This window comes from Stenotrophomonas bentonitica, from assembly GCF_013185915.1.
In the GTDB taxonomy this organism is placed as follows: domain Bacteria; phylum Pseudomonadota; class Gammaproteobacteria; order Xanthomonadales; family Xanthomonadaceae; genus Stenotrophomonas; species Stenotrophomonas bentonitica.
Window position 1 is genome coordinate 28,721 of record NZ_JAAZUH010000004.1, and the last position, 15,800, is coordinate 44,520.

The following is a 15,800-nucleotide window of genomic DNA, read 5'->3' on the forward strand; positions in this document are numbered from 1 at the left end:
TATGCACTGTTGCAGCCCCCCTCCCCCGTACGGGCGGGGCGCGACAAGACAACATGCGACAATACTGCACGGTCCAGTTCGGTTTTGTTCAGCCGTCCACCACGATCTTAGAACGTTGGAATTTTGTTAATGGCGCCCATGACGGCTTCTGAAGAACCTCTGGTGCAGTTGGACAACGTGCGGATCGACCGCGGCGGTCGCGCCATCCTGCGCGACGTTTCGCTGTCGGTACCGCGTGGCAGCATCACTGCCGTGCTCGGTCCCTCCGGCAGCGGCAAGTCGACGCTGCTCGCGGCGCTGACCGGCGAACTGCGCCCGGCGGCCGGCACCGTGACCCTGTTCGGGCAGCCCATTCCCACCGGCAGCAGCGCCCTGCGCGCGATGCGCCGCAGCGTGGGCGTGCTGCTGCAGGGCAACGGCCTGCTCACCGACCTGACCGTGGCCGAGAACGTGGCGCTGCCGTTGCGCACCCACACGAAGCTGCCGGCCGCCGTGCTGGACCGGCTGGTGGACATGAAGCTGCACGCGGTCGGCCTGCTGGCCGCGGCCGACGCCTGGCCGCGCGAGCTGTCCGGCGGCATGGCGCGCCGCGTGGCGCTGGCCCGCGCGCTGGCGCTGGACCCGCCGCTGATGATTTACGACGAACCGCTGACCGGGCTGGACCCGATCGCCAGCGGCGTGATCATGAGCCTGATCCAACGCCTCAACCACAGCCTGGGCCTGACCAGCATCATCGTCAGCCACCATGTGCATGAAACCCTGCCGATCTGCGACCAGGTGATTGCGATCGCCAATGGCGGGGTGGTGTTCCAGGGCACCCCGGCCGCGCTCGAGTCCAGCCAGGACCCGCTGCTGCGCCAGTTCCTGCACGGGCAGCCGGACGGCCCGATCCCGTTCGATGCCGCGCCCCGCGCGAAGGTGGCCTGATGCCGTTCGTTGAAAGCACCCGCTCACTGGGCCGGGCCGGCCTGTTTTCGCTCACTGTCCTGCGTGGCTCGCTGCCGACCCGCGATTTCCTGGCCGAGCTGACCCGCGAGATCTACAAGATCGGCGCGCGGTCGCTGCCGATCATCGCCGTGGGCGGTGCCTTCGTGGGCCTGGTGCTGACCCTGCAGGGCTACCGCACGCTGACCACGTTCGGCGCCGCCGACGCGCTGTCCACGCTGTTGGGCCTGTCGCTGTACCGCGAGCTGGCACCGGTGCTGACCGCGCTGCTGTTCATCGGCCGCGCCGGCAGCTCGATTGCCGCCGAACTGGGGCTGATGCGCGCCACCGACCAGATCAAGGCGCTGGAGCTGATGGCGATCGATCCGGTCGCCAAGGTGGTGGCGCCGCGCTTCTGGGCAGCGGTGCTGACCGTGCCGCTGCTGACCGGCATCTTCTGCTCGCTGGCAATCAGTGCCAGCTACTTCGAGGCCGTGCACGTGCTCGGCCTGGACAATGGCGTGTTCTGGTCGGCGCTGAGCAACAGCGTGGACTTCCGGGACGACTTCGGCGTGGCAATGCTGAAGTCGGCCATCTTCGGCGGTACCGCCGCGCTGGTGGCTTCGTACGTGGGCTTCCACGCCGAGCCGACCATCGAAGGCACTTCCGTGGCAACCACGCGCGCGGTGGTGAACGCCTCGCTGCTGGTGCTGATGTTCAACTTCGTGCTGTCGGCGATGCTGTTCCGCTGACGCCCTGACGCTCTTCAAATACGGTGATATGAACATGGCCATCCGCGGTCCCAGACTCGAATTTTCCGTCGGCGCTTTCCTGCTGCTGGCGCTGGCCTCGCTGCTGGTGCTGGCGATGGCGTCCACCAACCAGCGCTGGGGGTTCGGCAGCGAAGGGTATGAACTGAAAGCCCGCTTCACCCAGATCGGCCAGCTGCGCAAACAGGCGCCGGTCAAGATCGGCGGCGTTGTGGTGGGCCAGGTCGGCGATATCGACCTGGACCCGACCCGCTTCGATTCGATCGTGACGCTGAAGCTGGATCCGAAGTTCAAGGACCTGCCCGCCGACACCTCCGCCGGCATATTCACCAGCGGTTTGCTTGGCGAAAGCTATATCGGACTGCAGCCGGGCGGCGACCCGGACGTGCTGAAGTCCGGCGACGAGATCGTCTTCACCCAGCCGGCCGTGGACCTGATCCAGATGGTTGGCAAGTACATGTTCAGCGGCCCGGGCAATGCCGGCGCCGCTTCCCAGGATGCTCCCGGCGCAGCCGCGCCGGCAACGGAACCGCAGAAATGAAAAAGACCCTGATTCCGGCGCTGCTTGCTTCGGCCCTGCTCGCCTCCCTGCCCTCGCTGTCCTTCGCCCAGCCCACCCAGGCGGCGGCCGCAGCCACCCAGAGCGCGGCCGGCAAGACCGTGCTCGATGCCAGCTCGCGCATCCTCGCCACGCTGCAGCAGCGCCGCGCCGAGTTCAGCAAGAACCCGGCCGCACTGCGCAGCTACATCGACAGCGAACTGAACCGCACCTTCGACCGCGATTACGCGGCCCGCCTGGTGCTGGGCGCCAACGCGCGCGGCGCTTCGGACGCGGACGTGAAGCTGTTCGCCGACGCCATGGCCGACAACCTGATGCAGCGCTACGGTTCGGCCCTGCTGACCATCCAGGGCAATCCGACCTTCCGGTTCAAGGGTGAAGCGCCGCTGCCGGGCAACCGTGGCGTGAAGGTGTCCACCGAGCTGGTGCGCTCCGGCAGCGAAACCACGCCGGTCGAGTACATGATGCGCAACGTCAACGGCCAGTGGAAAATCTTCGACGTGACCATCGAAGGCATTTCCTACGTGCAGACCTTCCGCACCCAGTTCGACGCGCCGCTGCGCCAGAAGGGCATCAAGCAGGTGGCCGCGGACCTGCGCTCGGGTTCGATGCAGGCCGGGCCGGCCGGCAATGGCAAGTAACAGCGCCAGCGCGCGGATCGACGGGTCGCGCTGCGTGTTCACCGGCGTGCTCGACCGCGACGCCGTGGTGGCGCTGTGGTCGAAGCTGAAGGACCTGCCCGCGAACGTACTGCAGCTGGACCTGAACGCAGTCACGCAGGTGGACAGCGCCGGCCTGGCGCTGCTTGCCGAATTGACTGCACGTGCGCGCGACGACGGGCGTACGCTGGCGGTCAAAGGCAACCCTGCCGGTTTCAACGAACTCAGCGCTGCCTACCGGTTGGCGCCGTCCCTGGATTTCAATGCCTCTACTGCCGCGAGCTGACATGAACGTCGTACGCACCGCCTCCCTTCTCCTGCTGGCCCTGGCGCTCAGCGCCTGCGCGGCCAAGCCGGCCCGCGACAGTGCACCGGCCAGCGTCGTCGTGGCGCCCGCTGCTGCAACCGATGTTGCCGCGCCCGTGACTGACAACGTCGCCTCGACGCCCGCACCGGCACCGACAGCGGCCGTGGACGTTGCACCTGCAGTGACCGGTTCCAGCGCAGCTGCGTCCGACGTGGCCGCCACCGAGGGCGCTGCACCGGCCGCCGGTGGTGCCGCACCCACCGGTGCCGAAGACGACTTCGCCGCGCTGTATGGCGGTCCGGCACCCAACGCTGAAGGCGCCGAGGCGTCGACCTCGGCGTATGACCCGTGGGAAGGCTTCAACCGCCGCGTGCACGCATTCAACAACGTGGTCGACCGCGCCATCGCGCGTCCGCTGGCCACCGCCTACACCACCGTGGTGCCGCGCTTCGCGCGGACCGGCGTGAGCAATTTCTTCAGCAACCTGCGCGCACCGGTGACCATCACCAACCAGCTGCTGCAGGGTCGCCCGGGCGACGCCTGGGACAGCCTGGGCCGGTTCATCATCAACACCACGGTAGGCATCGGCGGCCTGTGGGACCCGGCCAGCGCCGGCCAGGTGCCGCGTCGCAGTGAAGACTTCGGCCAGACCCTGGGCGCGTGGGGCTGGCGCAGCTCGCGTTACGTGGAGCTGCCGTTCTTCGGCCCGCGTACCGTGCGCGATGTGTTCGGCCTGGCCGGCGACATTCCGCTCTCGCCGATCCGGACCATCGAGCAGGACAACATCCGCATTCCGCTGCAGGGCCTGCAGCTGGTGGACATGCGCTCGCAGCTGCTGGCGCTGGACGACATCCGCGACAACGCCGTTGACGAGTACGCGCTCACCCGCGACGCGTGGCTGCAGCGCCGCAACTACCAGATCGTGAACGACCTGCGCGGTCCGCGCGAGCGCGGCAAGGATGCCGACGACTCCGCCCCGATCCCGGTCGACGCGATGCCGATGCCCAACTGGGGTAACTGATCAAAAGAAAAACCCCGCCGAAGCGGGGTTTTTTTTGGCCCCGGATCAGGCGGCGAGGGCCGCTTCGACCGCGGCGAGCAGGCGCGGGTCGTTGGCCGGTACGTCGGGGGCGAAACGGGCGACCACCTGGCCGCTGCGACCGACCAGGAACTTCTCGAAGTTCCACAGCACGCCCGGGGCCGGATTGACCACCAGGTCCGGGTACTTGGCAACCGCGCCCTGCAGCTTTTCGCGCATCGGGCCTTCGCCGGTGGCGGCCGGCTGGGCCTGGGTGAGCTGCTGGTACAGCGGATGGATGTCGTCGCCGGCCACGCTGACCTTGGCGAACATCGGGAAGCTCACGTTGTATTCCAGCTGGCAGAACTGCTGGATCTCCGCCTCGCTGCCCGGCTCCTGGGCCAGGAAGTTGTTGGCCGGGAAGCCCAGTACTTCCAGGCCAGCGGCCTGCTTGTCGGCGTACAGGGCCTGCAGGCCTTCGTACTGCGGGGTCAGGCCGCACTTGGAAGCCACGTTGACCACCAGCAGCACCTTGCCGCGGTAGTCGGCCAGCGAGCTGGGCTGGCCTTCGATGGTGGTGACGGGAATGTCGTAGACGGTCTGGCTCACGGGTGTTCCTGTGCAGTGTGGAAAGGACACATGGGATATGTGCCCCGGAAAGGCGAAATCAATCGACGCAGATCGTGCCCTGGGCAACGCCACCGTCGATGCGCTGGCGGCAGCCGAAGTTCTGGCTGACGTCGGTCTGGCAGATGCCGGTTGCTTTGGTGCCTGCTGCAATCTCCGTTTCGCCATTGGCCAGGCACTGCCCGGTGCAGTCGGCCTTGGCGCTGCAGGTCTTGCCGGCGTCCGCATAGGGAACAACGCACTGCACGCGCTGCAGGCGGCCGACCGGCTTCAGTTCGCCGCCCGAAGCGGCACACGCAGCTGCTTCAGCGGTTGCATCGCCAGCAGGAGCCGGCGCGGCGGTGCTGCCGGCACCAGGTGCAGTGCTGCAGCCGGCCAGCATCAACAGTACGGAGAGCATCAAGGTAAGGCGCATCGATTACGTCCTGGCAGGTCGTGGGCGTGGTCGCACACTGTAGCAACTGCCGATGTCAGTCCTGCGTGGTCGTTGCATCGTCTGCCGACTCGTCCTCGTCGGCCGCGTCCAGTCCGATTCCGCCGAGCAGCTGTTCGGTCTGCTCACTGCCCAGCGACTCCACGCCGCGCAGGCGGCGCTCGATGGTGCGCGTCTTGCGGCTGGCCTCGCCGAGGCTGCGGCCGACCGTGCTGATCTGCTTTTCGGCCTTTTCCAGGATGCCGGCGAACTTGCCGAACTCGCTCTTGACCGCCCCCAGCAGGCTCCACACTTCGCTGGAGCGCTGTTCGATGGCCAGCGTGCGGAAGCCCATCTGCAGGCTGTTGAGCAGCGCGGTGACCGTGGTCGGCCCGGCCACCACCACGCGGTGTTCGCGCTGCAGCAGGTCGACCAGTCCCGGGCGCCGGATCACTTCGGCATACAGCCCTTCGGTGGGCAGGAACATCACCGCGAAGTCGGTGGTGTGCGGCGGCACGATGTACTTGTCGCAGATCGACTTGGCCTGGATGCGGATCGCGCGTTCCAGCTGCGCGCCCTGCACCCGCACGCCGTCGGCGTCGCCCTGCTCCTGCGCATCGAGCAGGCGCTCGTAGTCTTCGCGCGGGAACTTGGAATCGATCGGCAGCCACACGGGCGTGTCTTCATGGCCACGCCCGGGCAGGCGCACCGCGATATCGACCATCTCGCCGCTGTCCGGGCGCACCTTCACCCCGCGCGCGTACTGCTCCTGGGTGAGGGTCTGTTCAAGGATGTTGTCCAGCTGCACTTCGCCCCAGCTGCCGCGGTTCTTGACGTTGGTCAGCACGCGCTTGAGATCGCCCACGCCGGTGGCCAGCTGCTGCATTTCGCCCAGCCCGCGCTGGACCTGTTCCAGGCGGTCGGAGACCAGCTGGAACGAGGCGCCCAGGCGCGCTTCGAGCGTGGTCTGCAGCTTTTCGTCGACGGTGACCCGCATCTGGTCGAGCTTTTCGGCGTTGTCGCTCTGCAGGTTCTTGAGCTGCTGTTCCAGCGTTGCGCGCATCTCGCCGATGCGCAGTTCGTTGCGTTGGGTCATGTCCTGCAGGCGCTGGCCCAGCGATTCGGCCGAACGCTGCTGGGTCACTGCCGCTTCCTCGCGCGCCTTGCGTGCGTCTTCGCCCAGTGCATCGCGCAGCAGGTCCAGGCGCTGGTCGGTGCGGGTGGACAGGTCGGTCAGCGCGCGCGCGAAGGATTCCAGGCGGGCGTCCTGCTGCCGGCCCAGACCCTCCAGCTGCTCGCGCAGTTCGCTGCGGCCCACCCGCGCTTCCTCGCGCAGGGACTGTTCGAGATCGCCATGGCCGGAACGCCGCAGCAGGGACACCAGCTGCAGCACGAGGACGGCACAGAGCAGGCCGCCAAGGATGAGGAATTCAGGTTGCATGGTGGAAGTGTAGGCCGAGCCGGTCTCATCCGCTGCGCCGGCCCACACCCCGATGCGCTGCCTGCGCTCAGAAGCCTTCCAGCACCAGCTTGCCGACCGCGCGGTGGGTTTCGATCAGCGCGTGCGCGCGGCGCAGGTTGGCTGCGTCGATGCGGCCGTAGTTCTCGCCCAGGGTGGTCCGCAGCACGCCGTCATCAACGAGGTCGGCGACCCGGTTGAGCAGGTCGTGCTGGCGCTGCAGGTCCGGGGTGCCGAAGCTGGAGCGGGTGAACATCGACTCCCAGTGCAGCGAGAGGCTCTTGCGCTTGAGCGCCATCACGTCGAGCTGGCCGGGGTCGTCGATCAGGGCCAGCTGGCCCTGCGGTGCCAGCGCGCTGACGATCTGCGCATAGTGCTCGTCGGTGTGGGTCAGGCTGGCCACATGGCTGACCTGCTCGATCCCGATCCGGGCCAGGCCCTCGCCCAGCGGCTGGCTGTGGTCGATCACATGGTGCGCGCCCAGCGCGTACACCCAGTCCTGGCTGTCCGGGCGCGAGGCGGTGCCGATCACGGTCAACCGGGTCAGCTGGCGCGCCAGCTGCACCAGGATCGAGCCAACCCCGCCGGCCGCGCCGATCACCAGCAGGGTCTGGCCTTCGCCGCCGCCTTCGGCAATGCGCAGGCGGTCGAACAGCAGTTCCCAGGCGGTGATCGCGGTCAGCGGCAGTGCGGCGGCGGCGGCATCGTCCAGGCTGGCCGGCTTGCGGCCGACGATGCGCTCGTCCACCAGCTGGTACTCGGCATTGCTGCCGGGGCGGTTGATGTCGCCAGCGTAGTACACCGCATCGCCGGGCTGGAACAGGGTCACTTCGCTGCCGACCGCGTCGACGATGCCGACCGCGTCCCAGCCCAGCACGCGCGGCTCGGACACGGCCGCGCCCTTGCGCACCTTGGTATCGACCGGATTGACCGAGATCGCCCGCACCTGCACGCGCAGGTCTCGCGGACCCGGGGTGGGCACCGGCAGGTCGATGTCGACCAGGGCGGCCGGGTCGGTGATGGGCAGGCCGTGCTGGGTATAGGCGATGGCTTTCATGGGGGAGTCCTTGGGTGAGGCGCTCAGGGTGGCGCGCCCGGGCACCGTCGGAAAGGCGCAGAATGCAGCAGCACTTTCACTGCTGGAATGAAAATGGTCCGTTTCGAGGATCTGCACCTGTTCGCCCGTACCGCCGCGCTGGGCAGCTTCTCCAACGCCGCGCGCGAGGCCGACCTGCTGCCCGGCCAAGTGGCCGCTGCGATCGCCCGGCTGGAACGCGAGCTTGACCTGCGGCTGTTCGTGCGTTCCACCCGCAGCCTGCGCCTGACCGCCGAAGGCGTGCTGTACCTGCCCTACGCGCAGGACATGCTGGCCACCCTGCACGAGGGCCAGGCGCGGGTGCGCGGCGACGAGGCCGAGCTGCAGGGCGTGCTGCAGGTGGCGGCGCCGTCAGACCTGGGCCGCAACGTGCTGTTGCCGTGGCTGACCGAGTTCCGCGCCGCACACCCCAAGCTGCAGCTGCGTCTGCTGCTCTCCGACCAGGTGGCCGACGTGTTCCGCGACCCGGTGGACATCGCCTTCCGGCTGGGTCGCTTCGACACTGCCAGCTACGTGGCGCTGCCGCTGCTGCCGGGCAACCGGCGGGTGCTGGTGGCCTCGCCCGGTTACCTGGCACGGCGTGGAGCGCCCACCGACCTGGACGCACTGAAAGACCACCAGTGCCTGGTCTATCAGCTCGCCGGACGACCGTACGACCGCTGGAGCTTCGAGCAGGACGGGCGGCGCGTGGTGGTGCCCGTACGCGGGCCGCTGGTGTGCGACGACGCCGACGTGGTGCGGCGCTGGGCGGTCGCCGGCGAAGGGATCGTGTTCAAGTCATGGCTGGATGTGTGCGATGACGTGCGTGCCGGGCGCCTGCAGGTGCTGCTGGGGGGCACAGGCGACAGCCTGCCGCTCAATCTGGTGTGCCCGCACCGCAAGCAGTTTTCACCGGCAATCCGCCAGCTGCACGCGTTGTGCGTGCAGCGCCTGGCGCCGATGCTGGCGGATCTGCCCGGGCACGCCACGTAGCGCTGTCCCGGCAGCGCCGGGTAGCCGACAATGGCGCCCCCCCGTTGTCGAGTCGCCGCCATGCCGTGGATGGGCATCCAGGACCTGTGGACCTTCGTCGTTGCCGTGCTGGTATTCCTGGCGCTGCCCGGTCCGGGCACCTTCACCCTGCTCACCGCCACCGGCCGTGGTGGCGTGCGCGGCGGTTACACCGCGCTGTTCGGGCTGCTGCTGGGCGACCAGATCCTGATGTGGCTGGCGGTGGCCGGCGTGGCCGCCCTGCTCCGCGCCAATCCGCTGGTCTTCCACGCCGTGCAGTACCTCGGTGCGGCCTATCTGGTGTGGGTAGGCATCGGCCTGCTGCGTCCCGCCCGCGCCGGCGCTGAAGACGGCGAGGGCGGTGGCATCCGCCTGCAGCCGGGCCGTTACTTCCGCCAGGCGATCCTGATCAGCCTGCTCAATCCGAAGGCGATCATCTTCTACATGGCGTTCCTGCCGTTGTTCATCGACCCGGCCCGGCACCAGGGCGTGCTGACCTTCGCGACCATGGCGGTGCTGATCTTCGTGCTGAGCCTGGCGTACTGCTCGCTTTTGATCGGGGTGGGCAACCTGCTCCGGCGCAGGATCATCCAGCACCCGCGTGTCGGGGTGGTGCTGAAGCGCGTGGCAGGCGTGTTCCTGATCGGGTTCGGGGTGCGGCTGGGGCTGAACGGCTGACCAGCGCGGCATGGTTGGGCACGACACGCGCGCGGCGCGGCAGGCCCGATGGATCGCAAGCGGCCCGTTCGGTTGTGCCGGATTCGTCAAACCCGGTCATTTGAAATGATCGTCAAGCGATTCACGACGCCCGGCAGTAGTAATGCTGCGCCGCGTTCGGTCACACTCGGGAAATTGTCGATACCAGTCACCCTGTGAGGTTCCATGTCATCGCTGCTACGGCGCAAGTCGCTCGATTCCGTCACCGTCCATGAAGCCGGCAGGAGCCTGGTCCGCACCCTGAGCTGGCCGCACCTGATCGCCATGGGGATCGGCGCCATCGTCGGCACCGGCATCTATACCCTGATCGGCGTGGGCGCCAACCTGGCCGGCCCGGCGGTGCTGATCTCCTTCGCCATCGCCGGTGCGGTCTGCGCCTGCGCCGCGCTGTCCTATGCCGAGCTCTCCACCATGATGCCGGCGGCCGGCAGCGCCTATACCTACAGCTACACCGCACTCGGCGAGATCTTCGCGTGGGTGGTGGGGTGGAGCCTGATCCTGGAGTACTCGCTGGTGGTGAGTACCGTGGCGGTCGGGTGGTCCGGCTACTTCGTCGGCTTCCTGGAATGGGTGCATACCCAGATGGGCATCGACATCCGCCTGCCGGCGGCGCTGTCGGCCGGTCCGCACGTGGACGGCGGCCTGTTCAACCTGCCTGCGGTGATCATCACCTGGATCGTGGCCGGCGGCCTGATGCTGGGCACCAAGGAAAGCGCCACACTCAACGCCATCCTGGTGGTGTTGAAGCTGATCGCGCTGGCGGTGTTCGTGGCGGTCGCCCTGCCCGCCTTCGACTCGGCCAACCTGCAGCCGTTCATGCCGTATGGCTTTGCCAAGTCGATGGGCCCGGACGGCATCGAGCGCGGCGTGATGGCGGCGGCGGCGATCATCTTCTTCGCCTTCTATGGCTTCGATGCGATCTCCACCGCGGCCGAGGAAACCAAGAACCCGGGCCGCGACCTGTCGATCGGCATCATCGGTTCCATGGTTGGCTGCACCATCGTCTACATGCTGGTTGCGCTGGGCGCGATCGGCGCGATGAGCTACGCCGTGTTCGGCAGCAGCGCCGAGCCGCTGGCGCTGATCATGCGCCAGCTGGGCCACCCGACCGCGGCATTGGTGATCGGCATCGTCGCCATCGTCGCGCTGCCCACCGTGCTGCTGGCCTTCCTGTTCGGCCAGAGCCGCGTGTTCTTCGTCATGGGCCGCGACGGCCTGCTGCCGCGTGGCCTGTCGGCCGTGAACAAGCGCACCGGCACCCCGGTCGCCACCACGCTGTTCAGTGCCCTGCTGGTCTCGGCCCTTGCGGGCGTGGCGCGCCTGGATGAAATTGCCGCGCTGGCCAATGCCGGTACCCTGGCCGCGTTCACTGCGGTGGGCATCTGCCTGGTAGTGATGCGTCGCCGTGCGCCGGACGCCAAGCGCAGCTTCCGTACCCCGCTGGCCTGGATCGTCGGGCCGGCTGCTGCGCTGGGCTGCATTTACCTGTTCATCAGCCTGCCGCACAGCACCCAGAAGTACTTCCTGATCTGGAACGCGATCGGCCTGGCGGTGTACTTCCTGTACAGCCGCCGGAATGCGTTGATCGGTCGGTAACGGCCAACCCGTGGTGCCGGCCAGCGGCCGGCACTACGGCGCCTTGTACGCCTGCGCCTGCTGCATCACCCGCAGCAGGTTGCCGCCCCAGATGTCGGCGATCTGCTTCTCGCTGTAGCCCTTGCGCAGCAACCACGCGGTGATCTTCGGCAGCGCGCTCACGTCCTGCAGGTCGGCCAGGCCGCCGCCGCCATCCCAGTCCAGCCCGATGCCGACGTGCTCGGGACCGACCACGCCCAGGATGTGCTCGAAGTGGGCGAAGAAGTCGTCCAAGGTGGCCTTGCGCAGGGGCAGCTGCTGGTCGAGCTCGGCCAGGCCCTGCTTCAACGCCACTCCCTGGGCCATGCTCAGGTCGTCGTACTCCGCACCGATCTTCTTGATCAGCGCCTCTTCGGCCTGCTTGCGGGCATCGGTCTTGCCGGTGTCGATCAGGTAGCCGCCATAGGCGTTGACCTGGATCACGCCACCCGCCTTGGCCAGCTGCTTCAGGCGTGCGTCATCCAGGTTGCGCGGGTGGTTGTAGATCGCCTTGGCCGAGCTGTGCGACAGCACGAACGGCACCGGCATGCGCTGGATCAGGTCGTCGAACACCGCGTCGGAGGCATGCGACTGGTCGATGACGATGCCCAGCCGCACCGCCTCGTCCACCAGCGCCTTGCCGGCCGGGCTCAGCCCCTTCCATTCAGCACCCTTTTCATCGGTGGCCGAATCGGCGAACTCGTTGTTGGCGAAGTGCACAGTGCTGAGCAGGCGCAGGCCGGCCGCGTGATAGAAGCTGAGCAGCGAAGGATCGTCCACCAGCGGGCTGGCGTTTTCCATGCTGATGTAGACCACGCGCTTGCCCTCGCGCTTGATCCGCGCGGCATCGGCCGGCGTCAGTGCCAGCGCAAACGTGTCCGGGTGCGCGGCCAGCATTTCGCGGATTTCCATCAGGCGCAGCAGGCCGGCGTCCCGGTCGTGGCGGTGCGCGGCCGGGCTGCGGTCGCCCTGGTCGGTGTAGATGGCGAAGAAGCCGCCATCGAGCGCGCCTTCCTGCATGCGCGGCAGGTCCACCTGCGAAAGCGCGTTGTGGTCATGCCGCTGCGCGATGTCGAAGCCTTCGCGATGGAAGTTGGCCGGCGTGTCCAGGTGGCTGTCGAGGGTGAGCAGCTTCTTCTGCAGCGTTGCAGCGCGCGCCAGCTCCTGCGCGCTGAACTCGATGGCCTGGGCGGACAGCGGCGCGGTGAGCGCCAACGACACCAGCAACGACAGAACACGCACGGTCATGACGCCTCACCACGGATGGGAAACGTCAGACGTTAGCGCAGTTGGGTCCGCGATGACACGCATGGCGTGTCACTACGCGGCTTGGATCGCCAGGGTGGTTTTAATCCACTACCCGGCAGAAGACTGCCTTGAGGTAACGCGACTCCTGCACGTGCGCCATGAACGGATGGTCCGGACCGGCGCCGGCGACCTTCAGGATCTGGATGGTGCGGCCGGAGTAGAACGCTGCGCGGCGCAGCATGTCCAGGAACTGCTCTTCGGACACCAGGCCGGTGCACGAGAACGTGGCAAACAGGCCGCCCGGCTTGACCACGCCCAGCGCCAGCTTGTTCATGTCCAGGTACTTCTTCAGCGCGGTGATCACCTGGTCGCGGTCGCGGGTCATCTTGGCCGGGTCCAGGATCACCACATCAAACTGCTCGCCGCGGTTGGCCGCGTCGCGCAGCCACGGGAAGATGTCGGACTGCACGAAGCGCGGGCGCACGTTGTTCAGGCGCCCATTGGCCTTGGCAATGGCGATCACGTCTTCGTCGATGTCGATGCCCAGCACATCCGAGGCACCGCGCGCGGCGGCGTACACCGCAAAGCCACCGGTGTTGCAGCACAGGTCCAGCACCGACTTGCCTTCCACTTCCTGGCTCAGCCACTGGCGGTTCTCGCGCTGGTCGGCGAAGAAGCCGGTCTTGTGCGCGCCGGCCGGGTCGGCGCGGAACTTCACGCCGTACTCGGTGATCACCGAGGCTTCGGTGGTGGTGTTGCCGTGGAAGTCGAAGCTTTCCTGCTTCTGCACGTGTTCGTCGGCGAAGCTGTGGAAGCGGCAGCCCGGGAACTGCTCGCGCAGGGCCTCATAGACCCACTCGCGGTGGCGGAACATGCCGGCGGCGAAGAACTCCACCACCACCAGGTCGCCATAGCGGTCCACCACCAGGCCGGACAGGCCGTCGCCCTCGCTGTGGACCACGCGCCAGGCGTCGGACACCGTGTCCAGCTTCAGGACATCACGGCGCAATGACACCGCCTGCGCGATCTTCCGCGAGAACCAGCCGGCATCGACGGGGACCCGCTGGTCGGTTTCCAGGATTCGCACCGCAATGCGCGAGTGGCCGTTGTAGAAACCGCGGCCGATCCACTCCCCGTCCACGCCGACCACGTCGACGATGGCACCGGGCTTGGGCCGGACAGCGGGCTTTTCGACCAGTTTCTGGAAGATCCAAGGGTGGCTGGAGCGCCAGGCGTTCTTGAGGCGGACTACGGGGGCAGGGGTATTCATATGTCCATTGTATCCGGGCCGGCGGCTGTCCGATTTGACGCAGGGGCGGCATGCCCCCAGAATCGACCGCAGAAGGGGAGTAGCTCCCAGACGTTGTCGCCGTCAATTCGAGCCCGCAGGCTCCGGTGCAACGGCAGTTCCCACCGCTGGGGACTGCGAGCGAGACCTTCGCCGCATGGCGAAGCTCTGTCCCTGGATCCCCCCTGGTGTTCCGTTGCAGGTCCTCGCCGTCCGGCTTGAGGCATTTCATTCATTCAACGGACAAGACGATGCAGACGATCGGTAATGTGTGGTTATGGGGTGGCTTCGGCGCGGTGGTGATCATCGCGCTGCTGATCGACCTGGTATTGATGCGCCACGGCGGCCCGCACAAGGTGACCTTCAAGGAGGCCCTGTGGTGGTCGGTGGGCTGGGTGGCACTGGCCCTGGCCTTCAACGCGGGCCTCTGGTACTACCTGAACGAGACCGCCGGCCAAGTCGTGGCCAACAAGGTCGGCCTGGAGTTCCTGACCGGTTACCTGGTCGAGAAGGCCCTGGCGGTGGACAACATCTTCGTGTTCCTGATGATCATGGGCTACTTCGCGGTGCCTGAGGAACAGCGTCAAAAGGTGTTGATCATCGGCATCCTTGGCGCCATCGTGCTGCGAACGATCATGATCTTCGCCGGCAGCGTGCTGCTCACCAAGTTCCACTGGCTGCTCTACGTGTTCGGCGCCTTCCTGCTCTTCACCGGCTGGAAGATGTGGTTCTCGGCGGGCCAGGAGCCGGACCTGGAGACCAACCCCGCCCTGCGCTGGATGCGCAAGCACCTGCGCCTGCTGCCGGACTATGCCGGCAATGCCCTGAGCGTCATGCGCGACGGCAAGCGCTGGTACACCCCGCTGTTCGTGGTGCTGATCCTGATCGCGGTGACCGACGTTATCTTCGCCGTGGACAGCATCCCGGCGATCTTCGCGATCACCACCGACCCGTTCATCGTGCTCACCTCCAACGTGTTCGCGGTGCTGGGCCTGCGGGCGATGTTCTTCCTGCTGGCCGGCATGGCCGACCGCTTCCACCTGCTGCCGTACGGCCTGGCCCTGGTGCTGGCGTTCATCGGCATCAAGATGATGCTGATCGACATCTTCAAGATCCCGACCCCGATCTCGCTGGGCGTGGTCGCGGTGATCATCGCCGCCACCGTGGTGCTGAGCCTGAAGAACCCGCCAAAGACCGGCGACGCGTGACCCTGCGTGCCGCCGGCGGGATTGTCCCGCCGGCGGTACCACTCTCTCCCGCTGCGTTGCCCTTGTGTTCAGCCTGGGGCGGCGCAATCCATGAAGGTATGAACGCCAACCTGCCCCTGCCCGCCGGCGAGCCGCCGGTCTCCCCCCGCACCGACCGCGGTCGCGTGATGCGGGCGTTCAACCTGAGCCTGGCCTTCGTGCTGGTGCTGGTGGCGGTGTATACCGCGCAGGGCCACTTCGACTGGCGGCCATGGGCGGTGGCGCCGCTGGAATCGGCCGGGCTGCTGGGCATCCTGGGCGCGCCGCTGCTGCATGGCTCGGTCCAGCACCTGGCCGCCAATAGCTTCGCTCTATTGATCCTTGGCACTTTGGCAGGCAGCGTCTATCCAAAGGCCACCCTGCGCGCCTTCCCGCTGCTGTGGATCGGCTCGGGCCTGGGCGCCTGGCTGCTCGGCGACATCGGCAGCCGCCATCTGGGCGCCAGTGGGATCACCCACGGCCTGATGTTCCTGGTGTTCGTGCTCGGCCTGCTGCGCCGCGACCGGCCCGCCATCGCGGCCGGGCTGATCGCGTTCCTGTTCTACGGCAGCATGCTGATCACCATCCTCCCCCACGAACCGGGCGTATCCTGGCAGTCGCACATGGGCGGCGCCTTCGCCGGCATCATCAGCGCGCTGCTGTTCCGTCTTTCCGACCCGATGGCGCCGCGGAAGCTGTACAGCTGGGAGGAAGAGGAAGAAGACGACCTGGAGGTCCAGCGCGACAGCGATCTGGAGCCGCCCTCCCCGCACCGGGTGCCGGTGTTGTGGCAGCCGCGCGAAGGGCGGGATTTCGTCGTGTTGCCGTTCCGGCGGCCTGACGAGCGGTGATGGACCGCGTGGGACACGCATGGCGTGTCTCTACG

17 protein-coding genes are annotated in these 15,800 nt (G+C 67.5%); 11 read left to right on the forward strand and 6 right to left on the reverse strand.

The annotated features are described in order from the left end of the window. Positions 1-138: 138 nt before the first annotated feature. From HGB51_RS17960 to HGB51_RS17985, 6 genes are read left to right on the forward strand one after another with little or no spacing between them, the layout of a single operon-like run. Complete coding sequence (locus tag HGB51_RS17960; RefSeq protein ID WP_070208302.1) at positions 139-927, forward strand: ABC transporter ATP-binding protein; 789 nt, start codon at positions 139-141, stop codon at positions 925-927. After that, on the forward strand, positions 927-1,676 hold the full coding sequence (locus tag HGB51_RS17965) for an MlaE family lipid ABC transporter permease subunit (RefSeq protein WP_070208301.1): 750 nt from the start codon (positions 927-929) through the stop codon (positions 1,674-1,676). Before HGB51_RS17960 ends, HGB51_RS17965 begins: the two co-directional genes overlap by 1 nt. Positions 1,677-1,710: 34 nt before the next feature. Then, positions 1,711-2,235, forward strand: coding sequence for an outer membrane lipid asymmetry maintenance protein MlaD (gene mlaD / locus HGB51_RS17970; protein ID WP_070208321.1), 525 nt, complete (start codon positions 1,711-1,713; stop codon positions 2,233-2,235). Beyond that, positions 2,232-2,894: an MlaC/ttg2D family ABC transporter substrate-binding protein gene (locus HGB51_RS17975; protein WP_171966917.1), complete on the forward strand. Its 663-nt coding sequence runs from the start codon at positions 2,232-2,234 to the stop codon at positions 2,892-2,894. Before mlaD ends, HGB51_RS17975 begins: the two co-directional genes overlap by 4 nt. Beyond that, positions 2,884-3,198: an STAS domain-containing protein gene (locus HGB51_RS17980; protein WP_070208052.1), complete on the forward strand. Its 315-nt coding sequence runs from the start codon at positions 2,884-2,886 to the stop codon at positions 3,196-3,198. Before HGB51_RS17975 ends, HGB51_RS17980 begins: the two co-directional genes overlap by 11 nt. A gap of 1 nt (position 3,199) precedes the next feature. Further along, on the forward strand, positions 3,200-4,240 hold the full coding sequence (locus HGB51_RS17985; protein WP_070208051.1) for an MlaA family lipoprotein: 1,041 nt from the start codon (positions 3,200-3,202) through the stop codon (positions 4,238-4,240). A gap of 45 nt (positions 4,241-4,285) precedes the next feature. Here HGB51_RS17985 and HGB51_RS17990 read toward each other — a convergent pair whose 3' ends face one another. From HGB51_RS17990 to HGB51_RS18005, 4 genes are all read right to left on the reverse strand, one after another. Further along, a complete protein-coding gene (locus tag HGB51_RS17990) occupies positions 4,286-4,846 on the reverse strand; it encodes a glutathione peroxidase (RefSeq protein ID WP_070208050.1) in 561 nt (186 codons plus the stop codon). 58 nt (positions 4,847-4,904) lie between these two features. Next, complete coding sequence (locus HGB51_RS17995) at positions 4,905-5,279, reverse strand: hypothetical protein (RefSeq protein WP_070208049.1); 375 nt, start codon at positions 5,277-5,279, stop codon at positions 4,905-4,907. Positions 5,280-5,334: 55 nt separating this feature from the next. Further along, a complete protein-coding gene (locus tag HGB51_RS18000; RefSeq protein WP_070208057.1) occupies positions 5,335-6,717 on the reverse strand; it encodes a DNA recombination protein RmuC in 1,383 nt (460 codons plus the stop codon). 67 nt (positions 6,718-6,784) lie between these two features. After that, positions 6,785-7,792, reverse strand: a complete 1,008-nt coding sequence (locus tag HGB51_RS18005; protein ID WP_070208048.1) for a zinc-binding alcohol dehydrogenase family protein — start codon at positions 7,790-7,792, stop codon at positions 6,785-6,787. Between the two features lie 87 nt (positions 7,793-7,879). Between HGB51_RS18005 and HGB51_RS18010 the strand changes: the two genes are divergently transcribed. The 3 genes from HGB51_RS18010 (at position 7,880) to HGB51_RS18020 (ending at position 11,134) form a co-directional block, all read left to right on the forward strand. Next, positions 7,880-8,803, forward strand: coding sequence for a LysR family transcriptional regulator (locus HGB51_RS18010; RefSeq protein WP_070208047.1), 924 nt, complete (start codon positions 7,880-7,882; stop codon positions 8,801-8,803). Positions 8,804-8,863: 60 nt separating this feature from the next. Next, on the forward strand, positions 8,864-9,499 hold the full coding sequence (gene leuE / locus HGB51_RS18015) for a leucine efflux protein LeuE (RefSeq protein ID WP_070208046.1): 636 nt from the start codon (positions 8,864-8,866) through the stop codon (positions 9,497-9,499). Between the two features lie 204 nt (positions 9,500-9,703). After that, on the forward strand, positions 9,704-11,134 hold the full coding sequence (locus tag HGB51_RS18020) for an amino acid permease (RefSeq protein ID WP_070208045.1): 1,431 nt from the start codon (positions 9,704-9,706) through the stop codon (positions 11,132-11,134). A 33-nt stretch (positions 11,135-11,167) separates the two neighbouring features. Here the strand turns inward: HGB51_RS18020 and HGB51_RS18025 are convergent, their stop codons facing one another. Both HGB51_RS18025 and HGB51_RS18030 read right to left on the reverse strand, forming a co-directional pair. Then, positions 11,168-12,400, reverse strand: coding sequence for a dipeptidase (locus HGB51_RS18025; protein WP_070208044.1), 1,233 nt, complete (start codon positions 12,398-12,400; stop codon positions 11,168-11,170). Between the two features lie 100 nt (positions 12,401-12,500). Next, the gene (locus tag HGB51_RS18030; RefSeq protein ID WP_070208043.1) at positions 12,501-13,670 is read right to left on the reverse strand and encodes a class I SAM-dependent rRNA methyltransferase; all 1,170 of its coding nucleotides are present in this window, start codon (positions 13,668-13,670) and stop codon (positions 12,501-12,503) included. 269 nt (positions 13,671-13,939) lie between these two features. On the opposite strand from HGB51_RS18030, the gene HGB51_RS18035 reads away from it, so the two are divergent. Continuing rightward, positions 13,940-14,896, forward strand: coding sequence for a TerC family protein (locus HGB51_RS18035; protein WP_070208042.1), 957 nt, complete (start codon positions 13,940-13,942; stop codon positions 14,894-14,896). 98 nt (positions 14,897-14,994) lie between these two features. Beyond that, the gene (locus tag HGB51_RS18040; protein WP_070208041.1) at positions 14,995-15,765 is read left to right on the forward strand and encodes a rhomboid family intramembrane serine protease; all 771 of its coding nucleotides are present in this window, start codon (positions 14,995-14,997) and stop codon (positions 15,763-15,765) included. Positions 15,766-15,800 lie beyond the last annotated feature (35 nt).